The sequence below is a fragment of the Pseudomonas persica genome, from assembly GCF_900291015.1.
In the GTDB taxonomy this organism is placed as follows: domain Bacteria; phylum Pseudomonadota; class Gammaproteobacteria; order Pseudomonadales; family Pseudomonadaceae; genus Aquipseudomonas.
In genome coordinates, this window is the sequence record NZ_OLKL01000048.1 from 39,279 (window position 1) to 63,324 (window position 24,046).

Below are 24,046 nucleotides of genomic sequence, written 5' to 3' on the forward strand. Positions count from 1 at the left end.
GATCACTTACTCCATTGTGTCCTCGGATTGAACGCAGCCTTTTCGGCAAGCTTGGTCCACAATTCGCGGGCAGACTCGTCGGATGCTGGTGGCATGACCACTTTCAGTTGCGCGTAAAGGTTGCCACGCTCGCCGCTCTTGTTGGCCAGGCCCTTGCCCGGTACGCGCAGGCGCTGGCCGCTCTGGCTGTCGGGGCGGATGGTGAGGTTGATCTTGCCGTCCAGGGTCGGCACCGCCACCTTGGCGCCCAGTGCTGCCTCCCACGGTGCCAGCGGCACGGTGATGATCAGGTCATGTCCTTCGACATCGAACAGCGGGTGCGGTGCCATGCGAATGGTCAGGAACAGGTCGCCATTGGCCCCGCCACCACTGCCTGGCGCGCCCTGGCCCTTGAGGCGAATGCGCTCGCCATCGGTCACCCCGGCCGGAATCTTCACGTTCAGGGTCTTGGTGGTAAAGCCGGTGCGCTGCCCCATGGCATTGGTTTGCGGCACCTGGAAGCTGATCTGCTTGGACTCCTTGTTCAGGGTCTCTTCAAGGAACACTGCCAGTTCAAGCTCCACGTCCTGCCCCCGCCTGCCGGCGCTGCGTTGCTGTTGCCGGGCACCACCGAAAGGGTTGCCACCCCGGCCACCGAAGATCGAACTGAAGAAGTCAGAGAAATCGCCACCCTCGAAGCCACCGCCACCGCCACGGTTTTCCCAGCCCGGTGGTGCCTGGAACGGCCGGCCATGCTGGCCACCGTACTTGCGGATTTCGTCGAACTCGGCGCGTTTCTGCGCGTCGCCCAGTACTTCGTAGGCCTCGTTGGCCTCCTTGAATTTTTCCTCGGCGTCGCGCTCCTTGCTGACGTCGGGGTGATACTTGCGCGCCAGCTTGCGGTACGCGGCCTTGATCGCCTTGTCGTCCGCCGTGGGCTCTACGCCGAGTATCTTGTAATAGTCTTTGAAGTCCATCTATGGATCACCAATGTGAATGTGCGTGTTGCAAAAGAAGATAGGGGTCAAGCATAGCCTTTCAAGACCGCCTTGGCTTTGCTCCACGGCAGACGACTGGTCTTGATTCTGTAGCCAACTGGCATACACTGCGCGGCCGTTTTGCCTCCGGAAGCTCATTCCCCATGTCTGACGTATCCCCGGCCCGCGCCCTGGGCATCGACTTTGGCACCTCCAACTCCACGGTCGGCTGGCACCGCCAAGGCGCCTCGTCGCTGATTGCCCTGGAGGACGGCAAGATCACCTTGCCCTCGGTAGTGTTCTTCAACATCGAGGAGCGTCGCCCGGTATATGGCCGCCTGGCGCTGCACGAGTACCTGGAAGGCTACGAAGGCCGCCTGATGCGCTCGCTGAAAAGCCTGCTGGGTTCCAAGCTGATCAAGCACGATACCAGCGTGCTGGGCAGCGCCCTGCCGTTCAAGGACCTGCTGGGGATGTTCATCGGTGAGCTGAAAAAACGCGCCGAGGCCGCTGCCGGCCGTGAGTTCGAGCAGGTGGTGCTGGGCCGCCCGGTGTTCTTCGTCGACGAAGACCCGACCGCCGACCAGGAGGCTGAGGACACCCTGGCCGAAGTGGCGCGCAAGATCGGCTTCAAGGACGTGTCGTTCCAGTACGAGCCGATTGCCGCGGCATTCGACTACGAGTCGGGCATCAGCCGCGAAGAGCTGGTGCTGATCGTCGACATCGGCGGTGGTACCTCGGACTTCACCCTGATCCGCCTGTCGCCCGAGCGCCACCTGGTGGCCGAGCGCCAGAGCGACATCCTCGCCACCGGCGGCGTGCACATTGGCGGTACCGACTTCGACAAGCAGTTGAGCCTGCAGGGCGTGATGCCGCTGTTCGGCTACGGCAGCCGCATGAAGAGCGGCGCGCTGATGCCGACCAGCTACCACCTCAACCTCGCCACCTGGCACACCATCAACGCCCTGTACTCGCAGAAGTCGCAGCTGGCGCTGGGCAGCATGCGCTATGACATCGAGGACACGCTGGGCATCGACCGCCTGTTCAAGCTGATCGAAGAGCGTGCCGGGCACTGGTTGGCAATGGAAGTAGAGGCCAGCAAGATCGAGCTGACCGAGCAGCAAAGCCGCCACGTCGACCTCGGCCGCATCGAGCGCGAGCTGGGCGTGGACCTGTCCCGGGCGCTGTTCGAGGGAGCCATCGAGGGGCTGCTGGAGCGCGTGCGTGGCAGTGTTAGCGAACTGCTGGCCAAGGCTGGTGTGAGCGAGACCCAGGTCGATACGGTGTTCTTCACCGGCGGTTCCAGCGGGATCCCGGCGCTGCGCAACAGTGTGTCGGCGATGCTGCCGAATGCGCGGCATGTGGAAGGCAACATCTTTGGCAGCATTGGTAGCGGGCTGGCCATCGAGGCGCGTAAACGTTACGGCGTGGCTTGATCCGACGTTTTTAGCCTGTGCAGGCCCTTTCGCGGGTAAACCCACAGGTACTGCACAAGGCTTGCAGTCTGTGCGATCCCTGTGGGAGCGGGTTTACCCGCGAAAGGGCCTGCACTGGTCAACAAATAATCAGACCAGTTCGGCCCGTTTCAGCTCACTCTTCAGGTAGGCATAGTAGATCGGCCCAGCCACCACCCCCGGCAACCCGAATGCCGCCTCGCACACCAGCATCGCCAGCAGCAATTCCCAGGACTTGGCACTGATCTGCCCGCCGACAATCCGCGCGTTGAGGAAGTACTCGACCTTGTGGATGACGATCAGGTAACCCAACGCCGCCGCCGCCACCCAGATCGACAACGACAGGCCGACGATGGTGATCAGGGTATTCGACATCAGGTTACCGATCACCGGCAGCAGGCCCAACAGGAAGGTCAGCACGATCAGCGTCTTGGTCAGCGGCAGGTGCACGTCGAACATCGGCAGCACCACGGCCAGGAAGATGCCGGTGAACGTGGTATTGAGCAGCGAAATCTTGATCTGCGCGAAAACGATGTTGCGAAACGCCTGCACCAGCAGGCTCAGGCGCTCGAACAGCGCCGCCGCCAGCGGCTTGCGCCGGGAGATGTCGGGGATGCGCTGCAAGGCGACGATGGCGCCGAGGATCATGCCGATCAACAGGGTGACGAACATGTGCGCCATGCCCTTGCCCACCAGCTGCAGGTCGCTCAGGTGGCTCTTGATCCAGTCACCAATGGCCACCTTGAACTCCGCCGCACTGGCCGGCAGGTAGCCTTCGATGAACGGCGGCAGCTGGCCACGGGCGCGCTCCACCAGGGCCATGAACTTGTCCAGCGAGGCACCGGGGTTTTCCGCCTCGTGCAGCAGGAAGCTGAAGGCACCGGCAAACAGCAGGGTCAGGGTGCTGACCACCAGCGTGCCGAGCAGCGCCACGGCCAGCCAACGGGCGCGCTGCCCGGTCAGCAGCGGTTGCAGCCGCGGCGTGAGCATGTTGACCAGCTCGAACACCAGCAATCCGGCCAGCAGGCTCGGCAGCAATTTCAGGGGCAGCGCCAGCAACAGCCCGGCAAACACGATGATCCAGCTGGCCAAGGTGACTTGGCGGGGGGTGAAGGTCATACAGCCTCAACGGCAGACAACGGGAAAGACCCGCAGTCTGCCAGCCTTACGCCTGCAGGCATAGGCGCAGGTCATTTCTTCTTCAGGCAGTCGCTCATGAACGCTTTGCGCTCGTCACCCTTCAGGGCCTTGGTGGTGGCGTCGGCATTGCAGGTTTTCATCTTCTCTTGCTGGGTTTGCGGCACGTCCTTCTTCAGACAGGTGCTCATGAAGGCTTTGCGCTCATCGCCCTTGAGGGCCTTGGCAGTGGCGTCGGCGTTGCAGGTTTTCATCTTTTCCTGCTGCGCGGTATTGGCGGCGAAGCCTTGGGCGCTGAACAACACCGCCAACACCAGTAAGGGGATTTGCAGCACTTTCATGGAGTGGTCTCCTTGGCTCCGTGCCCGATGCACGGGGGTCGTGCTGAGTGTAGCCAAGAATTGTCAGCGCCCTGCCAGGGCCTGGCCAGGTACGGGCCAAGAGATGCCTGACTTGAGTGCTGAGGTGGGACATAGATCGAGCGCCGCCCGCGCGGCGCATCGCGAGCTGCGCTCGCTCCTACATTGGTTTCGGGCCAGTAACGCCTGGGGCAGGCGCGCGCGACCGCCTGGTCCGTACGACAAGATGTCGCGTCATGCTCCAAAGAGTCCGCGCGCAGATCCCTCAGAAATAACTGGCCCGAAACAAACGTAGGAGCGAGCGCAGCTCGCGATGCGCCGCGCGGGCGGCGCTCGCTCTGACAGGCGCTGCTGCTGTAACGGAGAACGCCTCATGGGCATCATCCTCTCGCTGATGTCACTGATGTCACTGGCACTGTCCATCGCCTGGCCGGGCCAGCGCCTTGGCTACGGCGCCCTGCTGGGCGCGCTGGTGTCATTTTCTGAGTGCTTGAAGGGGTCAACGCCGGCGACCCACCAGCCTGCTCACGGCACTGATCGCCGCAGTGCTGCTGGCCGAGCGCTGGACCACACCGATTCGTCGCTAGAGCCCCGCCGCCTTGAGCCGGGCGGCATGTTCGGTGAACAGCCGCACCGGTTCGGCGCCCTTGCCCACCGCGCCAAGCGACTGGTTGACGATATCCAGGTGGTCGAGCGGGTAATCGTCGCCGATCACCTGTCCCAGGTGCGAACTGAAGCGCCCGACCATGCCGTCGCAATGGCCCTTTTCCTTGACGAAACTGCGCGCGAACAGGCGGCAGAAGTGGCTGCTGCCGTCGAAGCGGTTGCGCCGCTGGTCGGTCAGGCCGGGCTGCAAGGTGCCGGACCAGGAGTAATAGCGCACGCCATCGACCTCATAGGCCCCTTCCCCGCCCCAGGTGCCTGGCAGCCCCTGTGGATAAGCCTGGTTGAACAGCGCCACCCCGGCGCTGGTCAACGACTGGTGCGAGGCGTGTACATCCACCGGCAGCGGGTCGCGGCGCCAGCCGGTTTCCAACCACACCAGCAGCACGGCCAAGCCATGCAGCACAGCTTTGAGGATGCGCCCCTGCGGGGAATCGCCCGGTGCCGTACGCGCCAGGTAATCGGCCAGTTCCGAGCCATGGTTGGGCCCCGCCACCGACGTGACCGAAGCCACCCGCCCGGGCCGCCTGGCGGCAGCGTAGCGCGCGCTCAGGGCGCCCTGGCTATGGCCGATGAGGTTGACCTTTTCCGCGCCGGTGCGCTGGCAGATGCCTTCGATGATCGCCAGCAACTGCTCACCGCGCACCTCGCTGGAATGCAACGGCGAAACCTGCACCGGAAACACCTGCGCCCCGCCTTTGCGCAGGGCCGGCACGATGCCGAACCAGTAGGGATAGAGCACTAACCGGACAAAACCGAGCATGCCCGGCACCAGCACCAACGGGTATCGCGTGGCCAATTCCTGCTGCATTGCCCCAGCCCCTTTCCGTGGACGACCGGCCAACACTACAGCGGCCTTGATGACCATCGCAATCGAACTCCCGGCGCGCGCTGCGGTTCAAAACCACACAGACCTTTGCAAGGAGCAGGACCATGTACAAGCAGACCCTGGCAATCCTTCTGGCAAGCGCCACCCTCGCCGCCTGCGGCAGCCGCCCGGAAAACCCGGTTGACTACGTCACCTACCGCGACGAGCCGCTGGTCAAGCAGGTGGAAAAAGGCATGACCATGCAGAAGGTCATCGCCATCGGCGGCAGCCCCTCCAGCGTGATCGACCTGCCCCATGGCGGCACCTGCAACGACTACATCCTCAACCGCGACGGCCACCAGCAGCCCTACTACGTGCGCTTCGACGCCACCGGCCATGTCGATGCCAAGGGCTTCAAGACCTGCAAACAACGCGAAGAAGACAGCGCCGCCGCCCACGGCGCGTAAGCCTGACATCCTGGCGCAGGAGAGGAGCACGCGGACGATCTGTCGACCTGTTGCAAGGGCTGTAACCGCAAGGGGCTGCTTTGCAGCCCATTCGCCGGCAAGCCAGCTCCCACGGGAATTGCACAAGCCTTGATGTCAGTAGGGGACCTGTGGGAGCTGGCCTGCCGGCGATTGGGCCGCAACGCGGCCCCCGTCATTTCTTACCTTTCACCACCGCCGGCGCCTTGCCCGCCTTCATCTGCTGCAACAGTGGCGTGCACTGGTTCGGATCATCCCCGCTGCTAGGCGCAATCAGCGCCAGCAACCCCGCCGCCGGCCCGGCCACCACGCCCAGCGCCACCATCCCCGCCCCACGCAACGCCAGCGGCACCGCCTGCACCCCGGCACTGGGCTTGGCGAACGGCCCGCGCACATACAGCGGCGAGCGCAGCGAGAACAGCCGCAGGCCTTTCGATTCCGGGGCAATTTTCAGGTCCAACTGCTCAGTGGCGAAATTGGCCGTGCCGTTGATGTAGATGATCGCGTTCTCGGTATCGAAGATGAACAGGCGCGTGGTCGCCAAGCCATCCTTGATGCCCACATCGGCTGCTGCGCAGTTGATCTTCACATCTTCATCGCCAAACAGCTTGCCGACCAGGTAGTTGCCCACGTTCAACCCGGCGATCTCCATCAGGCTGCGGCTGATGGCGCCATCGTTGATCAGCATGCGCAGGTCACCATTGGCCGTGCCCAGCAAGGCGGCCACCGAGTTGCCCCGGCCGGTGATATCGGCATCGCCATTCAACTCACCGAAGCTGGTCTGCATCGGCGCAAAGGCGGGGAACAACTGCTTCAGCTTGAAGCCCCGCGCCGTCAGACGGGCCCGTCCCTGCAACGGTACATTGCGGCCATCCAGGCGGATCCTGGAAGCCAGGTTGCCGCCAGCCACGCCAAAGCGCAGGGGCTCCAGACGCAACAGGCCGTCTTCCAGGATCACGTGGGCCGACAGGTCGTTGAACGGCAGTTGCGCGCTGTGCACGATGCGCTTGCCGGCGAAGGTGACGTCGGCGTCCATGGCACGCCAACGCTCGGTGCGGAACTCTTCCACCGGCAGCACCTTGCCTGCCGGCTGCTTGCTGGCACCGCCGCGCGCCTTCTGCTCGGCGTTGGAGTCGGCGCCGATCAGCGGCGCCAGGTCCTTGAACAGCAACTGGTTGGATACCAGGTTGCCGGACAGCTTGGGCCGTGGCTGGCTGGCAACGAAGGCCAGGTCACCGTGGATATCGCTGTCACCGATCTGGCCGTTGAAGCCCTGATAGTTGAAGGTTGCCCCTTGCGCCGCGTGCAGGTTGGCGCTGAGGTGGCCGTCGGTGGAGTAGGCCGGGGTGTCGGGCAAGGTCACACCGGTCAACGGGTAGAGGTTGCCCAGGCTGGCTCCGGACAGGCGCAGGCGCAGGTCGAGGGCGCCGAGGTTGCGCGGGTCGGTCAGGGTGCCGGCGAGCAGCACATGGGTGTCGGCGATGCGCACGTCAGCCTGCAGCGGGAACGGCTGGCTGGCGTCCTGCAGAGCCAGCAGGCCACCGATCTTGCCAGTACCGGACACCGGCTGGCCTTTGTAACGGCCCTGGGCCTTGAGCCCGAAGGCGTAGTCCTGCGCGGCACCAGCTTTCTCGGCGCTGGCCTTGCCGACGATGTCGCTGAACGGGACAGGCTTGCCCAGCGGGTCGATCTGCACCTTCATGCTGGTTTTCAGGGTTTGGTCATCGAAGCTGACACTGCCCTGGTCGAAGCCGATGGCACCGATGTCCAGCTGCCATTTGGCAGGCTCTGCGTTTTCATCCTTGGGGCCGAAGTCGAAGGCCCAGTTGGCGCGGCCATCGGCCAGGCGGCTAAGGCTGGCAGTGGGCCTGGTCAGGTCGATGCGCGGGATGCTGATCTGCTGGAACAGCAGCGGCAGCGGCGCCAGGCGGAACGACACGCGCTCCAGGCCGACCATCTTCGGCTCCTTGAGCCACTCGGGGTTGCCCAGGGTCAGGTCCTCGGCAGTGAAGTGCGGCCAAGGCACCCAGGCACGCCAGCCCCCCTCTTCAGGTTCGGTGCGCCAGTCCACGGCAAGGTTGCCATTGATCGCGAAGGGCCGCTGCAGGGCCTCGGAGACTTTCTCGTTGAGCAGAGGTTTGACGCGGTTCCAGTCGAAGGTGGCGATCACCACCACCAGGATCGCCAGCAGGGTCAGCAGGCTGGTGAAGGTCCAGACGAGGATTCTGGCGGGACGCGTCATTGCGTGATTCTCCTTGCGGTATGGCGCAGAACAGGCGCAGCGGTGGCACTCAATATCTCGGACTGATGAAAACCCGTGGGGTTTTATCGATGGCGCCATGATAGCGAAGTTTTTCCTGGCCTTTTGCTCAGCAATTCGTCTCGCCAAGCCGTGCGTGTTACCCGCAAAAAAACAGTATCAAGTTGCCATTATTCGGTCCGTAACGCGCTGCCTAGAGCAGCTTCCAACCTCTATCAATACGGTCGATTGTTACCATTATCCGTATGAACTTCTCTCTGGCGTTACCCGGCGTAGCATTGGCTCCGTACCCACTTTCCAGCCCCCGAGAGGAGCACCGAAATCATGAAACGCCATCTGCTGACCCTGACCCTGTCCATCCTGGCTGCCAACGCTTTTGCCCTGCCAGCCGACGAGCAACACCTGACCGCCGAATCGCGTTCCAGCGCTGCGGAAATCGCCCAGCCGCTGAAAACCGTTGCCGAAGGTGGTTCCGATCGCCTGATCGAACGTACCGGCCGGGTTGCCGAAGGTGGCTCTGATCGCCTGATCGAACGCACTGGCCGGATTGCCGAAGGTGGTTCCGATCGCCTGATCGAACGCACTGGCCGGGTTGCCGAAGGTGGCTCTGATCGCCTGATCGAACGCACGGGCCGCGTTGCCGAAGGTGGCTCTGATCGCCTGATCGAACGTACCGGCCGCGTTGCCGAAGGTGGCTCCGATCGCCTGGTTGAACTCAGCCGTGTGAGCTGATCGCCATGCCCGAAAAGAGCAACCTTTGCCACAACGCCTGCTCCCCTCCAGGCCCGGTCCATTGACCGGGCTTTGTTTTTTTAACTAGAGTGCCCAGCCTTACCGTCACAGAAGCCCGCACCATGCTGCCGCGCGCCGAACAGAAGCTACAGACCCGCCAGGCCCTGCTCGATGCCGCCTGCCAGCTCATGGAGAGTGGCCGTGGTTTCGGCAGTATCAGCCTGCGCGAAGTGGCAAAGACGGCCGGCATCGTACCCACCGGCTTTTACCGGCATTTTTCCGACATGGACGCCCTGGGCCTGGCCCTGGTGGCCGAAATCGACACCACCTTCCGCCAGACTATCCGCCTGGTGCGCCACAATGAATTCGAACTGGGCGGCATCACCGACGCCTCGGTGCGCATCTTCCTCGACGTGGTCGCCGCCCACCGCGCGCAGTTCCTGTTTCTCGCCCGTGAGCAGTACGGCGGTTCGCAGGCCGTACGCCAGGCCATTGCCCGCCTGCGCCAGGACATCAGCGACGACCTGGCCACCGACCTGGCGCGGATGAAGCGCTGGCAGCATCTGGACAGCGCGGCCCTGACGGTGATGGCCGACCTGGTGGTGAAGACCGTGTTCGCCACCCTGCCCGAGCTTATCGACAGCCCCGAGGCGGGTTATCCACAGGCGCTGACGCCGCAGGAAAAGATCACCCAGCAGTTGCGCTTCATCTTCGTCGGGGCGCGGCATTGGCAGGGGCTTGGCAACCCGAGCTGATCGGTAGCCTGTACTGGCCTCTTCGCGGGTGAACCCGCTCCCACAGGTACGGCACCGGACCTGAGGGCAGCGCAATACCTGTGGGAGCGGGTTCACCCGCGAAGAGGCCGGCACAGGCTACCCACAACCCCAGTTCTGCTACCATGGCGCCCTGCCCGACAGCGACGAGCGCCGAAATGTCCGACCCCCGCCCCACCCTGCCCGAACTGGCCCGCTTCAACCAGCACTTCGCCGAACGCATCGTGCCGTTGTGGCAAGGCCCGGGCTGGAACGCCGACATGGCCCTGCCCTACGAGGCCCTGGACGCCCAGCATCAACCGTTGCCGGTACAGCGCTATCGGGCCATGGCCTGCGCACGCCAGCTCTACCTGTTCAGCAGCCGTATCGGGCAACCCGGCGCAGCCGAGCGCGCCGCCGCCTTGTTCCGATCACTGCAGAAGCACTTCCACGACGCCGAGCACGGCGGCTGGTTCTACAGCATCGACGCCCAGGGCAAACCGCTGGACCGGCGCAAGGACCTGTACACCCATGCCTTCATCGTCTTCGCCTGTGCGCACTACTGGGGCAAGGTACGTGACAACCTGGTGGAGTCCACGCTGAACGCCGCGCTGGACATCATCGACCAGCAGTTCGCCCGCGACGATGGCCTGTACGAAGCCAGCCTCGGTGAAGACTGGGCCGATCTTGGCAGCGGCCCGCTGCAAAATCCGCAGATGCACCTGGCCGAAGCCTTCCTGCAAGTGCTGGCGGTGCGTGACGACGAGCATGCCCGGCAGTCGCTGCTGCAACTGTGCGAGGCGCTGCAGGCGCACTTCATCGAACCGGCCCACGGCCTGATGCTGGAAAAGCCACGCGGCGTTGTGGATAACTGGTTCGAGCCGGGGCACCAGTTCGAGTGGTTCTACCTGCTGCATACCTCCCCGCTGCTGCGTGACACGCCGCTGCATGCGTCCATCGACCGGGCTTTCGGCTACGCCGAACAGTACGGGGTAAAGGATGCCGCGGTGCTGGCGATGCTGGATGTGGATGGCCAGGTGCTGGATGCCACCCAGCGCATCTGGGCGCAGGCGGAGTACCTGCGGGCGCTGGTGCTGCGGGCGGGGGGCGAGGCGAAGCTGGCTGGGCAGTTGCAGGCGCTGGAGGCACGGTTTCTGCGCGACGCGGGCTGGTACGAGTGCCGCGATGGTGAAGGCAATGTCAGCCGGCATGACATGCCCTCGACTACGCCCTACCACCTGGCGACTTGCCTGGAAGGTTTGCAGCGCCTGAGCTGACCTCTTCGCGGGTAAACCCGCTCCCACAGGAATGGCGCCACCTCTGAAACCGATGCAGTACCTGTGGGAGCGGGTTCACCCGCGAAAAGGCCCTCGGATCAACCCTTGACCGACCGGTCGATCGAGAACCCTGCCCAGTCCTGGCTCACCGGCATCAGCTCGAGGCTGTTGATGTTGATATGCGCCGGCTGGTTGAGAATCCAGAAGATGGTCTCGGCAATGTCCTGCGGCTGGATCGGCTCGGCGCCGGCGTAGGTGGCGTCGTACTTGGCCTGGTCACCGCCGAAGCGCACCAGCGAGAACTCGCTCTCACACAGACCAGGCTCGATGTTGCTCACCCGCACGCCAGTACCCCGCAAATCGCAGCGCAGGCTCAGCGAGAACTGGCCGACGAAGGCCTTGGTGCCGCCGTACACGTTGCTGCCCGGGTACGGGTAGTTACCCGCTACGGAACCTACGTTGAGGATCGACGCCCCCCGGCCATGGGCGATCAGTCGTGGCAGCAGCAGGCGGGTGGTGTACATCAGGCCTTTGATGTTGGTGTCGACCATGGTTTCCCAGTCATCCAGGCTGCAGTTCTGCGCCGCGTCCACACCCAGCGCCAGGCCTGCGTTGTTGACCAGGCCGCGCAGCTTGTCGAAGCCGGTCGGCAGGTTGGCGATGGCCTGCTCCATGGCCTTGCGGTCACGCACGTCGAGCACCAGGCCGTGTACTTCGGTCTTGGCCGACAGCTCGGCGCACAGGGCGTCCAGGCGCTCCTTGCGGCGACCAGTGAGCACCAGCTTCCAGCCGGCTTCGGCGAAGCGGCGAGCAGTGGCCTCGCCGAAACCGGAAGTCGCGCCAGTGATGAATACGGTGGACGTCATGCTCTGTTCCTCGCGGTGGATTGTCATCGGCAGTTTTGCAGCATGCCCGCGCCGGGCGCTGGCAGCAACCCGTCGAGGGTGCTGTTCATTTTTTGTTCATCTGCGGAAAACCCTTGCAGCAGAGGGCTCGGCGCCAGCTATGCGCACGTTATCCACAAGTCTTTCCCCACGGATTGGGGGCAACTTGTCCACCGCGCGGAAACCTTTCAGCAGCTTGTGGTCGGTGGATATCTTTTCGGTGATGGCGCAAGGCTTTCAAGCATGCCGCCTGCAGCGGTCTGTCCAAGGTTTTTTCACAGAGTTATCCACAGGACATGCATCGCTCTGCGCATGCATGCAGGGCTTTGAAAAGCTTGGGAAATCATCCACAAGGGCGATGTGATCAAAAATTGATCATAGCTCTGCAGGGCTTGCTACCAAAGGGCTTGAGGGATATGCCACCATGTTTTCCACAGGCGGTTCCACATTATCCGTGGAAAAGATCCGGCCTGTGGAAACAAGGGTCTGGGAGGGGTGGAGGGGTGTATGGGTACAGGTGCGCGACAAGTTGTCCACATTTGGATGGGGCCGCAAAGCGGCCCCGAATACAACTCAGTGTCCACCAAGATAGGCGTTTCGCACCTCTTCGTTGACCAGCAGCTCCTGCCCGGTCCCGGTCATGCGAATCTGCCCGTTGACCATCACATACGCCCGGTCCGACAGTTTCAGCGCATGGTTGGCGTTCTGCTCCACCAGGAAAATGGTCATCCCGGTCTTGGCCAGCTCACGCAGGGTCGAGAAGATCTGCTTGACCACGATCGGCGCCAGCCCCAGCGATGGCTCGTCCAGCAGCAACAGCTTTGGCCGGCTCATCAGCGCGCGGGCAATGGCCAGCATCTGCTGCTCGCCACCGGACATGGTCATGGCCCGCTGGTTACGCCGCTCTTTCAAGCGCGGAAACAGCTCGTACATGCGCTGCATGTCTTCGTCGGCATGTTTGTCGCCGATGGGGATGGTGCCCATCATCAGGTTTTCCTCGACAGTCATGTCGGGGAACACCCGACGCCCTTCCGGCGACTGGGCGATGCCGTTGGAGGCGATGTAGTGCGACGACTTGCGGGTGATGTCGGTACCGCGGTACACGATATGTCCCGACGCCGCCCGCGGCTGGCCGAAGATCGACATCAGCAGGGTCGACTTGCCGGCACCGTTGGCGCCGATCAGGCTGACCGTCTCGCCCTCGTTGATGTGCATCGAGACTTTTTTCAGCGCCTGGATCGGGCCGTAGAACACGTCCAGATCCTTCAGTTCGAGAATGGGTGCACTCATACCAGTTCCTCTTCATCGGCACCCAGGTAGGCGGCGATCACCGTCGGGTTGTGGCGGATGTCCTGCGGCGCGCCTTCGGCAATCACGTTGCCGTGGTCGAGCACCACGATATGGTCGGAAATGCTCATGACCATGCCCATGTCGTGTTCGATCAGCACCACGGTGATGTCGTGCTCATCACGCAGCACGCGGATCATGCGGCTGAGGGCCTCGGTTTCCTGCGGGTTCAGGCCAGCCGCCGGTTCGTCCAGGCAGATGATCTTCGGCCGCGTGCACATGGCCCGGGCGATTTCCAGGCGGCGCTGCTGGCCGTACGACAACTCGCCAGCCAGGCGGTTGGCGCAATCGACCAGGTCGACCACTTCCAGCCAATAGAATGCGTGGTCCAGCGCATCACTCTCGGCCTTGCGGTAAGCCTTGGTATTGAGCACCCCGGCCAGCAGGTTGCGATTGACCCACATGTGCTGGGCCACCAGCAGGTTCTCCACCACCGACATTTCCTTGAACAGGCGAATGTTCTGGAAGGTGCGCGCCAGGCCGGCGCGGTTGACCAGGTGGGTACCGCCGAACATCTTGTAGTACATGCGGTTGGCAAAGCGCGCCGGCGAGACGAAGTCGGCAGCCTGGAAGCGCTCGCCGAGCAGCTGGATGACGTTGGTGTGGCTGCCGCGCACGTTCAGCTCGATGCGCCCGCCACTGGCCTTGTAGAAACCGGTCAGGCAGTTGAACACGGTGGTTTTGCCGGCACCGTTGGGGCCAATCAGGGCGAAGATCTGGTTGCGCCGGACCTTCAGGCTGACATCGCTGAGCGCCTTGATGCCACCGAACTGCATCATCAGGTTGTCGACCGAGAGAATGATATCGTCGCTCATGGCGCCACTCCTTTACGCGGGGTCACACCGGTACGGCTGATGCGGATCAGCCCGCGCGGTCGCCAGATCATCATCAGCACCATCAGCACCCCGAACAGCAGCACGCGGTATTCGGAGAAGCTGCGCAGCAGTTCTGGCGCTACGGTCAGCACGAACGCGGCGATCACCACACCCACGGTCGAGCCCATGCCGCCGAGCACCACGATGGCGAGAATCAGCGCCGACTCGAAGAAGGTGAACGACGACGGGTTGACGAAGCCCTGGTAAGTGGCGAAGAACACCCCGGCCAGGCCGGCGGTGGAGGCACCCAGGGTAAACGCCGAAAGCTTGACCAGCACGTGGTTCAGGCCCATCGAGCGGCAGGCGATTTCGTCTTCGCGCAGCGCTTCCCAGGCGCGGCCGACCGGCATGCGGGTCAGGCGGTGTTTGATGTAAAGCACGGCCAGCACGACGATGAACAGCACCGCGTAAATGAACACGAACTTGAGGGTGGCGTTGTACTCGAAGCCGAAGAACTCGTGGATCGGTACCCCGCCGTCCTTGGCCCGGCGGCCGAACTCCAGGCCGAAGAAGGTTGGCGACGGTGCCGGCATGCCGTTGGGGCCGCCGGTGAACGACAGCCAGTTGTTCAGCACCAGGCGAATAATTTCGCCGAAGCCCAGGGTCACGATCGCCAGGTAGTCACCGTGCATCCGTAGCACCGGGAAGCCGAGGATGCACCCTGCCAGCGCCGCGGCGATGGCAGCCAGTGGCAGCACGCTCCAGAAACCCAGGCCCAGGTACTGGTAACCCAGCGCCAGGCCGTAGGCGCCGATGGCATAGAACGCCACGTAGCCCAGGTCGAGCAGGCCGGCCAGGCCGACCACGATGTTCAGGCCCAGGCCCAGCAGCACGTAGATCAGCCCGAGGATGACCACGGTCAGCAGGTACTTGTTGGCGAAGATCGGGAAGACGATGGCGATCACCACCAGCGCCGGAATGATGTAGCGCAGGCGTGACACGTAGTCCGGCGCGCGCACATGCACGCCCGAGCCACCGCTTTCGAAGCCCTGGAGCATGCGCGAGCCGACAGCAGTCTGCAGGTACAGGCTGAGCAGGAAGCGCCCCAGCATCACCCCGCCGACCAGCCAGGCGACGCGCTGCGGCTCGGCATTGAAGCTGTAGCCATCGAGCACCACGCCGACCACAGGGCCAAACACGATAAGTGCCAGCAGGCCGGCGACAATGGTCTCCAGCAGGCTGCGTTTAAGGTCGAAACCCTTGTTGGTTTCGCTTACAGCGGCAGTTTTGGCAATGGACATGTTCACACCTTAGCCACGAGCGGGCGACCCAGCAGGCCTTGTGGGCGGAAGATAAGGATCATCACCAGCAGCGAGAAGCTGAACACGTCCTTGTAGTCGGAGTTGATCAGGCCAGAGAACAGCGACTCGGAAATGCCCAGGATGATCCCGCCGAGCATGGCGCCAGGCAGCGAACCGATACCGCCGAGCACCGCGGCGGTGAACGCCTTGATACCGATGATGAAGCCGGCATAGAAGTCGAAGGTGCCGTAGTTCATGGTGATCAGCACGCCGGCCAGGGCGGCCATCACCGCACCGATGACGAACACATAGGAGATCACCCGGTCGGTGTTGATGCCGAGGATCGAGGCCATCTTGCGGTCTTGCTGGGTGGCACGGCACATGCGGCCGAGCTTGGTGTACTTGATCACGTAGGTGAGCAGGCCCATGCCGACAAAGGCCGCCACCAGGATGAAGATCTTGGTGTAGGTCAGTTGCACGAAGCCGGTACCGACTTCGACGCGCATGGCGCCTTCGAGCAGGGTCGGCACGCCTTGCTGGCGGGCGCCTTGGCTGATCTGCGCGTAGTTCTGCAGGATCAGCGAGATGCCGATGGCACTGATCAGCGGTGCCAGGCGGGTAGAGTTGCGCAGGGGTTTGTAGGCGATGCGTTCAATGGTGAAGCCGTACACGCCGGTGACGACGATGGTGAACAACAAGGTGCCCAGCATCAACAGGGGGAACGACTCGATACCGAAATAAGCCAGCAATGCCAGGCTGATTGCCGCGAGGTACGCGGAGATCATGTACACCTCGCCGTGCGCGAAGTTGATCATGCCGATGATGCCATAGACCATTGTGTAGCCGATGGCGATCAGGCCATAGACCGACCCGAGGGTCAGGCCGTTGACCAGTTGCTGCAGGAAAATACCATCCATAACGCAATCTCACCTGATTGAGATTGCACGAGCGCCGACCACGGCGGGCCTGGAACAAGGCGGCCCTCGCAGCGCAGTACTGTGCAGATCTACGGATAAAGACAGGTACCGCGGGGCTTTGGCCCGGGGCAGACGCGCCCGGGCCATGGGCCGTTGTTATTTTTGTTTTTCCAGCTGGTGGTACTTGCCTTGGGCATCCCACTGGTAGACCACGTAGTCGGACACGGTCAGGTCGCCCTTCTTGTCCCACTTTTTCTCGCCCATGACAGTCTGCACCGGGTTGGCCTTGAGCCACTCGGCAGCCGCTTCGCCCTTGTTCGACTTGGCGCCGTTGAACGCGGCGGCCAGCGCCTGCAGCGAGGCATAGGCGTACAGGGTGTAGCCCTCAGGTTCGGTACCGGCCTTGCGGAACTCCTCCACCACCGCCTTGCTGTCCGGCAGCAGGCGCGGGTCGGCGCCGAAGGTCATGTACACGCCATCGACGTACTGCGCGCCGCCGGCGGTGGCCACCAGTTCGTCGGTAACGATGCCGTCATCGGACATGAACTTGACGTCCTTCAGGCCCTGCTCGCGCAGCTGGCGTACCAGTGGGCCGGCTTCCGGGTGCAGGCCGCCGAAGTAGACCACATCGGCACCGGTGGAGCGGATCTTGGTGACCACGGCGCTGAAGTCCTTCTCGCCACGGGTCAGGCCTTCGTACAGCACCGGCTTGACACCGCGTTTCTCCAGCTGTGCCTTGGTCGCGTCGGCCAGGCCCTGGCCGTAGGTGTCCTTGTCGTGCAACACCGCGACTTTCTTGCCCTTGAGCACGTCGACGATGTAGTCGCCGGCGACGATGCCCTGCTGGTCGTCACGGCCGCACATGCGGAACATGGCCGCCAGGCCGCGCTCGGTGACCTGTGGGTTGGTAGAGCCCGGGGTAATGGCGATGACGCCAGCCTCGTCATACACCTCGGAGGCCGGGATGGTGTTGGAGGAACAGAAGTGGCCGACCACACCGATCACCTTATCCTGATCGACCAGGCGGTTGGCCACGGCCACGGCCTGCTTCGGCTCGCAGGCGTCATCGCCCTTGACCAGGACGATTTTCTCGCCGTTCACGCCACCGGCGGCGTTGATCTTGTCGGCCGCTGCCTGCGCACCTTTCATGTACTGCTCGCCAAACGCTGCGTTAGCCCCGGTCATCGGGCCCGCTACACCGATCTTGACGTCGGCCTGGACATACGAAGAAACACCCAGTGCCGTAGCTACGGCCAGAGCCAGGAAACCTTTCTTGTAAAACGTCTGCGACATGAGGTGGTGCTCCTAGAGTTTTTTTTTGGTTGGCACTACAACTTCTCAGCCCTGTGCTCCGAGCAAGGGCCGTGCCATAGGTTTTGTCTTCCGGGAAAACACACTGTGCAGGTTGCCAGCAGGCGACCGACGGCCTTTTCTTTATTGAGCGTGCAACCGTCTGCCACGCGGCAGGCGCCACCACACGTACAGACAAGGAGCAACCGTCGAGCGCCATCATTGCAACCCTGGCAAGTGTTTACGTGCAACCGCCGTGTAACAGCGGACGTCACCGAACTGCACACCACTGGTGCGCGACTGCTACAGGCGGCACCGTTTCAAGGCTAGCTGGTGCACGAAAAAACACGCGGTTTTGGCAGTTCCGGCCTCTTCGCGGGCTCGCCCGCTCCCGCACGGCGCCAGCGAGCTCAAGGGAGGTGCATTACCTGTGAGAGCGGGTTTACCCGCGAAGAGGCCGGAACAGGCCCAACAAGCCGCTAAAGGCTGGCACAATGTCCGCCATTCGCCGCTTCCGGAGCCCCCTTGATGAGCGAAAGCGCATTCGCCGAGCGCATCGTGCACAACCTGCTCGACACCGACTTCTACAAACTGACCATGATGCAGGGCGTGCTGCACAACTACCCGGACGCCGACGTCGAATGGGAATTCCGCTGCCGCAACGGCGAGGACCTGCGCCCCTACCTCGGCGAGATCCGCAACCAGCTCGAACGGCTCAGCGACCTCACCCTGGATGACGGCCAACCGGCCTTCCTCGAACGCATCAGCTTCCTCAAGCCCGACTTCCTGCGCTTTCTGCGCCTGTTCCGCTTCAACCTGCGCTACGTGCGCCTAGGGATAGAAAACGACCAGCTGTTCCTGCGCCTGAAAGGCCCGTGGCTGCATGTGATCCTGTTCGAAGTGCCGCTGCTGGCGATCATCAGCGAAGTGCGTAACCGCCAGCTACACCCGCGCATGCGCCTGGCCGAGGCCCGCGACCAGCTGTACCGCAAGTTCGACTGGCTGCGCGCGCATGCCAGCGACGACGAACTGGCCGAACTGCAGGTGGCCGACTTCGGTACCCGCCGGCGCTTTTCCAGCCGCGTGCAGGAAGACGTGGTGCGCGTGCTGCGCGACGACTTCCCGGGCCGCTTCGTCGGCACCAGCAACGTCGACCTGGCATGGAAACTGGATATCAAGCCGCTGGGCACCATGGCCCATGAATGGATCATGGCCCACCAGCAACTCGGCCCGCGACTGATCGACAGCCAGATCGCCGCGCTGGACTGCTGGGTGCGCGAGTACCGCGGCCTGCTCGGCATCGCCCTGACCGACTGCATCACCATGGATGCCTTCCTCGGCGATTTCGACCTGTACTTCGCCAAGCTGTTCGACGGCCTGCGCCACGACTCGGGCGAGCCGGTGGCCTGGGCGGAAAAGGCCATTGCCCATTACCAGAAACTGGGTATCGACCCGATGACCAAGACCCTGGTGTTTTCCGACGGCCTCAACCTGACCCGCTCGCTGGAAATCTTCCGTGCCCTGCGTGGTCGCATCAACGTCAGCTTTGGCATCGGTACCAACCTGACCTGTGACATCCCGGGTGTGGCCCCGATGAGCATCGTCCTTAAAATGACCGACTGCAACGGCGCGCCGGTGGCGAAGATCTCGGACGAAGCTGCCAAGACCCAGTGCCGCGACGAGAACTTCGTCGCCTACATGCGCCATGTATTCAAAGTCCCCAGCAAGGAGTAACCCATGCAAGCGGTTCAGCAAGAGATTGCCCAGGCGCTGAAGGTACAGCCGCCGTTCGCCGACGCCGCCGCGCTCGAGGCCGAAGTCGCCCGGCGCGTGACGTTCATCAAGGATTGCCTGGCCAACGCCCGGCTCAAGACCCTGGTGCTGGGCATCAGCGGCGGCGTCGACTCGCTGACCGCCGCCCTGCTCGCCCAGCGCGCCATCAACGAGCTGCGCGCCGAGAACGGCGACCCGGCCTACCGCTTCATCGCCGTGCGCCTGCCGTATCAGGTACAGCATGACGAGCATGACGCCCAGGCGTGCCTGGAAGTGATCAAGGCCGATGAAGTGCACACCGTGGATATCGCCCCAGCCGTTCGGGCATTGGCAGCTGAAGTTCAGGAACTGAAAAATGGTTCGCCAACACTGGTGGATTTCGTGGTCGGCAACGTCAAGGCGCGCACCCGCATGGTTGCCCAGTACACCATCGCCGGCGCCCGCGCGGGCCTGGTGATCGGTACCGACCATGCCGCCGAGGCGGTGATGGGCTTCTTTACCAAGTTCGGTGATGGTGCCTGCGACCTGGCGCCGCTGAGCGGGCTGGTGAAGAACCAGGTGCGGGCGATTGCGCGCAGCTTCGGTGCGCCGGAGTCACTGGTGGAGAAGGTGCCGACTGCGGACCTGGAAGACCTCGCGCCGGGCAAGCCGGACGAAGCGTCACATGGTGTGACCTACCAGCAGATCGATGCCTTCCTGCATGGGCAGCCGGTTGACCAGGAAGCGTTCGACATCATCGTCGCCACCTACCGCAAGACCCAGCACAAGCGCGAACTGCCGTTCGCCCCTTGATAAGGCTATAGAAGGACCTGTGGGAGCGGGTTCACCCGCAAATACAATGGTGAATCCACCGACGCATTCGCGGGTGAACCCGCTCCCACAGGGTTCACCGTCAGCCTTTGATTACTTGACTACAACCTTGCCCTTCATCATCGAGATGTGGCCCGGGAAGGTGCAGAAGAAGCTGTAGTCGCCACCGGCTTCCAGCTTGGAAGTGTCCAGGCTGATGCTGGCTTTTTCACCGGCACCGATCATTTTGGTGTGGCCGATGATCGCTGCGTTATCCGCCTTGATGTAGTCCTTGTCCAGACCTTGCGACATACCCTCAGTGGCGATTGCCTGCATATCGGCAGTCTTGCTGATCACCAGGTTATGGCCCATGACGTTCTTCGGCAGGCTGCCACCATGGGTCAGTTCGATTTCAACGGTCTTGCAGCTCTTGTCGACAGTGAATTCCTTGGTGTTGAACGACATCTGGTCGGTCGAGTCGACGGTGACTTTGCACTCGGCTGCGAAGACAGAGGCGCTGGCGAGGGTCAGCAGGGATACCGCTACAGCTTTCGCAAACATCATGAATCTCCTTGGCAGGGTTTTATCAATTGCGAGACTGCCTGAAACCGTTCAGCCCCTTGCTGATATGGGTCAAGGGGGTGTCAAGTGGCCAGCCAGTAGAATTGTTCAATCGATTGTATACAACCAATTCAAGAGCACATCATGCCCTTTTATTGGAGGATGGGACAACCTCTCATTTAGGAGCAATACGAAATGACCCTGGGTAGCCTGATGAACAGCCTGCTGGCGGCCTACGCCCATGGAGCGACTGGCGCCATCTGCGAATTCTCCCGGCCGGAGTGAAACCGGCCTTGGAACTGTAGGACATGGACCTTACCCTGTCAGCCTGAGTGACAGGAGATGAGCAATGCCCGTACGTTGCGTTTGTGTGTTCTGCGGCGCCAGCATCGGCGCCAACCCTGCCTACCGTGAAGCGGCCATCGCGCTGGGCCAGGCGATTGCCCGTCGCGGCCTGACCCTGGTCTATGGCGGTGGCGCGGTCGGCCTGATGGGCACTGTCGCCGACGCGGCCATGGCAGCCGGCGGCGAAGTGATCGGGATCATTCCCGAAAGCCTGATGAATGCCGAAATCGGCCACAAAGGGCTGAGCCGCCTGGAAGTGGTCGACGGCATGCACGCGCGCAAGGCACGCATGGCCGAGCTGAGCGATGCCTTCATCGCCCTGCCGGGTGGGCTGGGTACGCTGGAAGAGTTGTTCGAGGTGTGGACCTGGGGGCAATTGGGCTATCACGCCAAGCCGCTGGGGCTGCTCGACGTGAATGGCTTCTATGAAAAGCTCGGCGGGTTCCTCGACCATATCGTCGAAGAAGGCTTCGTGCGGCCGCAGCATCGGGCGATGTTGCTGCTGGGGCAGCAGCCGGATGAACTGCTGGACGGCATGGACAATTTTGTCGCGCCGGTGGCGCCGAAGTGGGTCGACAAGAAGCCTGATTGATCTGGATTATTGGGGCTGGCACCTAACCTGTGGGAGCGGGTTCACCCGCGAATACGTCGGTAAATCCACCATCGCATTCGCGGGTAAACCCGCTCCCACAGGGTTCTATGCCAGGCTCTCGATCAACGCGGGATCACTGGCTGGCGCGGCTTCTTGTTGCCCTTGCCACCCTTGGCCGCTTCCTTGCGCTCCTTGGCCGCCTGCTGGTTACGCGCAAACGCTTCGGCCTTGGCCTTTTCACGCTTGTCCCACGGCTTGCTGCCATCGCTTGCACGCGGTGGCAGGCCGGTGTGCTGGGTGAGGATCTTCTGATCCTTGCCCACCTTGTGGCTACCGGCCGGGGTCGAGTTCTTGCGACGCGCGCTCTGGTAGCTGTCGGTCTGCGGCTGCTGCGCCGGAATCAGCTGGTGCTTGCCCGGCCCGATCAGGTCGGCACGACCCATGCGTTGCAGCGCTTCACGCAGCATCGGCCAGCCCTTCGGGTCGTGGTAACGCAAGAACGCCTTGTGCAGGCGGCGCTGCTCCTCGCTCTTGACGATCTCCACCCCTTCGCTCTTGTAGGTCACCTTGCGCAGCGGGTTCTTGCCCGAATGGTACATGGCCGTGGCCGAGGCCATCGGCGACGGGTAGAACGCCTGCACCTGGTCGGCGCGGAAGCCGTTGCCCTTCAGCCACAGGGCCAGGTTCATCATGTCTTCGTCGGTGGTGCCCGGGTGCGCGGCGATGAAATACGGGATCAGGTACTGCTCCTTGCCCGCTTCTTTCGAGAACTTCTCGAACATGCGCTTGAAGCGGTCGTAGGTACCGATGCCCGGTTTCATCATCTTGTCCAGCGGGCCACGCTCGGTGTGCTCCGGGGCAATCTTCAGGTAACCGCCGACGTGGTGGGTGACCAACTCCTTGACGTACTCCGGCGATTCCACCGCCAGGTCGTAGCGCAGGCCCGAGGCGATCAGGATCTTCTTCACACCCGGCAAGGCACGCGCTTTACGGTACAACTCGATCAGCGAGCTGTGGTCGGTGTTGAGGTTTTCGCAGATGCCCGGGAACACGCACGACGGCTTGCGGCAGTGCTTCTCGATCTCGTGGCTCTTGCAGGCGATGCGGTACATGTTGGCGGTCGGGCCGCCAAGGTCGGAGACCACGCCGGTGAAGCCCGGTACCTTGTCACGCATCTCTTCGATTTCGTGCAGGATCGACTCGTGCGAGCGGTTCTGGATGATGCGGCCTTCGTGCTCGGTGATCGAGCAGAAGGTGCAGCCACCAAAGCAACCACGCATGATGTTCACCGAGAAGCGGATCATCTCGTAAGCCGGGATGCGCTCCTTGCCGTAGGCCGGGTGCGGCACACGGGCGTAGGGCATGCCGAACACGTAGTCCATTTCCTCGGTGCTCATGGGGATGGGTGGCGGGTTGAACCACACATCCACTTCACCATGCTTCTGCACCAGGGCGCGGGCGTTGCCCGGGTTGGTCTCCAGGTGCAGCACGCGGTTGGCGTGAGCGTACAGCACCGGGTCGTTACGCACCTTTTCGAAAGATGGCAGGCGGATCACCGACTTGTCGCGGGTCATGCGCGGGCTGTCGAGAATCTGTACGACCTTGGCTTCGTTCGGGTCTTCCACCTCGCCCTTGGCCTGCTCGATGGCACAGGCCTGGGTGTCCTGGGTGTTCACGTACGGGTTGATGATCTTGTCCACACGGCCTGGGCGGTCGATGCGGGTGGAGTCGATCTCGTACCAGCCCTCCGGGGTATCGCGGCGCACGAAGGCGGTACCACGCACGTCAGTGATAGTCTCGATCTTCTCGCCGTTGGACAGGCGCTGGGCCACCTCGACCACCGCGCGCTCGGCGTTGCCGAACAGCAGGATGTCGGCGCTGGCGTCGATCAGGATCGAGTGGCGGACCTTGTCCTGCCAGTAGTCGTAGTGGGCGATGCGGCGCAACGAGGCCTCGATGCCACCCAATACGATCGGCACATGCTTGTAGGCTTCCTTGCAGCGCTGGCTGTACACCAGGCTGGCACGGTCCGGGCGCTTGCCGGCCAGGCCGCCTGGAGTGTAGGCGTCGTCGGAACGGATTTTCTTGTCCGCGGTGTAGCGGTTGATCATCGAGTCCATGTTGCCGGCGGCCACGCCGAAGAACAGGTTCGGCTCGCCGAGCTTCATGAAGTCGTCTTTCGACTGCCAGTTCGGCTGGGCGATGATGCCCACGCGGAAGCCCTGGGCTTCCAGCAGGCGGCCGATGATGGCCATACCGAACGACGGGTGGTCGACGTAGGCATCACCGGTCACGATGATGATGTCGCAGGAATCCCAGCCGAGCAGATCCATCTCCTCCCTGCTCATCGGCAGGAAAGGTGCTGGCCCGAAGCATTCGGCCCAGTACTTGGGATAGTCGTAGAGTGGTTTGGCTGCTTGCATGTCAGTGACCGGTTCTGGTGTGCAGGGAAATCGCGGGCGCGGAATATAGCACAAATTTTGACCAAATCCGACTGGATTCGTGGGGATTGGTGGGTGGGGCGACGGTTGGGAGCGGCGGATCGTCAG

The 24,046-nt window shown here is 63.0% G+C and carries 21 protein-coding genes and 1 pseudogene; 9 read left to right on the plus strand and 13 right to left on the minus strand.

Features of this window, described 5'->3' with window-relative positions; translation table 11 throughout:
• Positions 1-2 precede the first annotated feature (2 nt).
• Positions 3-956: a curved DNA-binding protein gene (cbpA, locus tag FQ664_RS23025; RefSeq protein WP_144175117.1), complete on the minus strand. Its 954-nt coding sequence runs from the start codon at positions 954-956 to the stop codon at positions 3-5.
• Between the two features lie 164 nt (positions 957-1,120).
• On the opposite strand from cbpA, the gene FQ664_RS23030 reads away from it, so the two are divergent.
• Complete coding sequence (locus tag FQ664_RS23030) at positions 1,121-2,392, plus strand: Hsp70 family protein (RefSeq protein WP_144175119.1); 1,272 nt, start codon at positions 1,121-1,123, stop codon at positions 2,390-2,392.
• A gap of 129 nt (positions 2,393-2,521) precedes the next feature.
• Here FQ664_RS23030 and FQ664_RS23035 read toward each other — a convergent pair whose 3' ends face one another.
• Both FQ664_RS23035 and FQ664_RS23040 read right to left on the minus strand, forming a co-directional pair.
• Entirely contained in the window at positions 2,522-3,529 is a 1,008-nt protein-coding gene (locus FQ664_RS23035) for an AI-2E family transporter (protein WP_144175121.1), read from the minus strand.
• Between the two features lie 71 nt (positions 3,530-3,600).
• The gene (locus FQ664_RS23040) at positions 3,601-3,888 is read right to left on the minus strand and encodes a PsiF family protein (RefSeq protein ID WP_003258250.1); all 288 of its coding nucleotides are present in this window, start codon (positions 3,886-3,888) and stop codon (positions 3,601-3,603) included.
• A 391-nt stretch (positions 3,889-4,279) separates the two neighbouring features.
• On the opposite strand from FQ664_RS23040, the pseudogene FQ664_RS23045 reads away from it, so the two are divergent.
• Positions 4,280-4,422: pseudogene (locus FQ664_RS23045) on the plus strand (EamA family transporter); the annotation flags it as partial.
• 67 nt (positions 4,423-4,489) lie between these two features.
• Here the strand turns inward: FQ664_RS23045 and FQ664_RS23050 are convergent.
• Positions 4,490-5,380, minus strand: coding sequence for an esterase/lipase family protein (locus FQ664_RS23050; protein ID WP_144175122.1), 891 nt, complete (start codon positions 5,378-5,380; stop codon positions 4,490-4,492).
• A 122-nt stretch (positions 5,381-5,502) separates the two neighbouring features.
• Between FQ664_RS23050 and osmE the strand changes: the two genes are divergently transcribed.
• Positions 5,503-5,844 carry an osmotically-inducible lipoprotein OsmE gene (gene osmE, locus FQ664_RS23055; protein WP_144175124.1) on the plus strand — a complete coding sequence of 114 codons (342 nt, stop codon included), beginning with the start codon at positions 5,503-5,505 and terminating at the stop codon, positions 5,842-5,844.
• Positions 5,845-6,037: 193 nt separating this feature from the next.
• On the opposite strand, the gene FQ664_RS23065 is transcribed toward osmE, so the two are convergent.
• Positions 6,038-8,104, minus strand: coding sequence for an AsmA family protein (locus tag FQ664_RS23065; protein WP_144175128.1), 2,067 nt, complete (start codon positions 8,102-8,104; stop codon positions 6,038-6,040).
• A gap of 342 nt (positions 8,105-8,446) precedes the next feature.
• Here FQ664_RS23065 and FQ664_RS23070 point away from each other — a divergent pair, with 342 nt between their 5' ends.
• From FQ664_RS23070 to FQ664_RS23080, 3 genes are all read left to right on the plus strand, one after another.
• A complete protein-coding gene (locus FQ664_RS23070; RefSeq protein WP_144175130.1) occupies positions 8,447-8,854 on the plus strand; it encodes a phage infection protein in 408 nt (135 codons plus the stop codon).
• A 122-nt stretch (positions 8,855-8,976) separates the two neighbouring features.
• Positions 8,977-9,609 carry a TetR family transcriptional regulator gene (locus tag FQ664_RS23075; protein ID WP_144175132.1) on the plus strand — a complete coding sequence of 211 codons (633 nt, stop codon included), beginning with the start codon at positions 8,977-8,979 and terminating at the stop codon, positions 9,607-9,609.
• A 176-nt stretch (positions 9,610-9,785) separates the two neighbouring features.
• Positions 9,786-10,883, plus strand: a complete 1,098-nt coding sequence (locus FQ664_RS23080) for an AGE family epimerase/isomerase (protein ID WP_144175133.1) — start codon at positions 9,786-9,788, stop codon at positions 10,881-10,883.
• 98 nt (positions 10,884-10,981) lie between these two features.
• Here the strand turns inward: FQ664_RS23080 and FQ664_RS23085 are convergent, their stop codons facing one another.
• The 6 genes from FQ664_RS23085 to FQ664_RS23110 form a co-directional block, all read right to left on the minus strand.
• A complete protein-coding gene (locus FQ664_RS23085) occupies positions 10,982-11,749 on the minus strand; it encodes an SDR family oxidoreductase (protein ID WP_144175135.1) in 768 nt (255 codons plus the stop codon).
• Positions 11,750-12,340: 591 nt separating this feature from the next.
• Positions 12,341-13,057, minus strand: a complete 717-nt coding sequence (locus FQ664_RS23090; protein ID WP_004576969.1) for an ABC transporter ATP-binding protein — start codon at positions 13,055-13,057, stop codon at positions 12,341-12,343.
• Positions 13,054-13,929 carry an ATP-binding cassette domain-containing protein gene (locus FQ664_RS23095; RefSeq protein WP_010955466.1) on the minus strand — a complete coding sequence of 292 codons (876 nt, stop codon included), beginning with the start codon at positions 13,927-13,929 and terminating at the stop codon, positions 13,054-13,056. The genes FQ664_RS23090 and FQ664_RS23095 overlap by 4 nt, the downstream gene beginning before the upstream one ends.
• The gene (livM, locus tag FQ664_RS23100) at positions 13,926-15,230 is read right to left on the minus strand and encodes a high-affinity branched-chain amino acid ABC transporter permease LivM (protein WP_144175137.1); all 1,305 of its coding nucleotides are present in this window, start codon (positions 15,228-15,230) and stop codon (positions 13,926-13,928) included. Before livM ends, FQ664_RS23095 begins: the two co-directional genes overlap by 4 nt.
• 2 nt (positions 15,231-15,232) lie before the next feature.
• Positions 15,233-16,147, minus strand: a complete 915-nt coding sequence (locus FQ664_RS23105) for an ABC transporter permease subunit (protein WP_019098910.1) — start codon at positions 16,145-16,147, stop codon at positions 15,233-15,235.
• Between the two features lie 156 nt (positions 16,148-16,303).
• Positions 16,304-17,440, minus strand: coding sequence for a branched-chain amino acid ABC transporter substrate-binding protein (locus FQ664_RS23110; RefSeq protein WP_144175139.1), 1,137 nt, complete (start codon positions 17,438-17,440; stop codon positions 16,304-16,306).
• A gap of 525 nt (positions 17,441-17,965) precedes the next feature.
• Between FQ664_RS23110 and pncB the strand changes: the two genes are divergently transcribed.
• Together pncB and nadE are read left to right on the plus strand one after the other, a co-directional pair.
• On the plus strand, positions 17,966-19,171 hold the full coding sequence (gene pncB / locus FQ664_RS23115; protein ID WP_144175141.1) for a nicotinate phosphoribosyltransferase: 1,206 nt from the start codon (positions 17,966-17,968) through the stop codon (positions 19,169-19,171).
• A 3-nt stretch (positions 19,172-19,174) separates the two neighbouring features.
• A complete protein-coding gene (gene nadE, locus FQ664_RS23120) occupies positions 19,175-20,002 on the plus strand; it encodes an ammonia-dependent NAD(+) synthetase (protein ID WP_144175143.1) in 828 nt (275 codons plus the stop codon).
• A gap of 111 nt (positions 20,003-20,113) precedes the next feature.
• Here nadE and azu read toward each other — a convergent pair whose 3' ends face one another.
• On the minus strand, positions 20,114-20,560 hold the full coding sequence (gene azu, locus FQ664_RS23130) for an azurin (RefSeq protein WP_025340818.1): 447 nt from the start codon (positions 20,558-20,560) through the stop codon (positions 20,114-20,116).
• A 349-nt stretch (positions 20,561-20,909) separates the two neighbouring features.
• Between azu and FQ664_RS23135 the strand changes: the two genes are divergently transcribed.
• Entirely contained in the window at positions 20,910-21,497 is a 588-nt protein-coding gene (locus FQ664_RS23135; protein WP_144175147.1) for an LOG family protein, read from the plus strand.
• A 122-nt stretch (positions 21,498-21,619) separates the two neighbouring features.
• Here FQ664_RS23135 and FQ664_RS23140 read toward each other — a convergent pair whose 3' ends face one another.
• Positions 21,620-23,920 (minus strand): YgiQ family radical SAM protein, encoded by a 2,301-nt coding sequence (locus tag FQ664_RS23140; protein ID WP_144175149.1) that lies wholly within the window; start codon positions 23,918-23,920, stop codon positions 21,620-21,622.
• Positions 23,921-24,046: the final 126 nt, after the last annotated feature.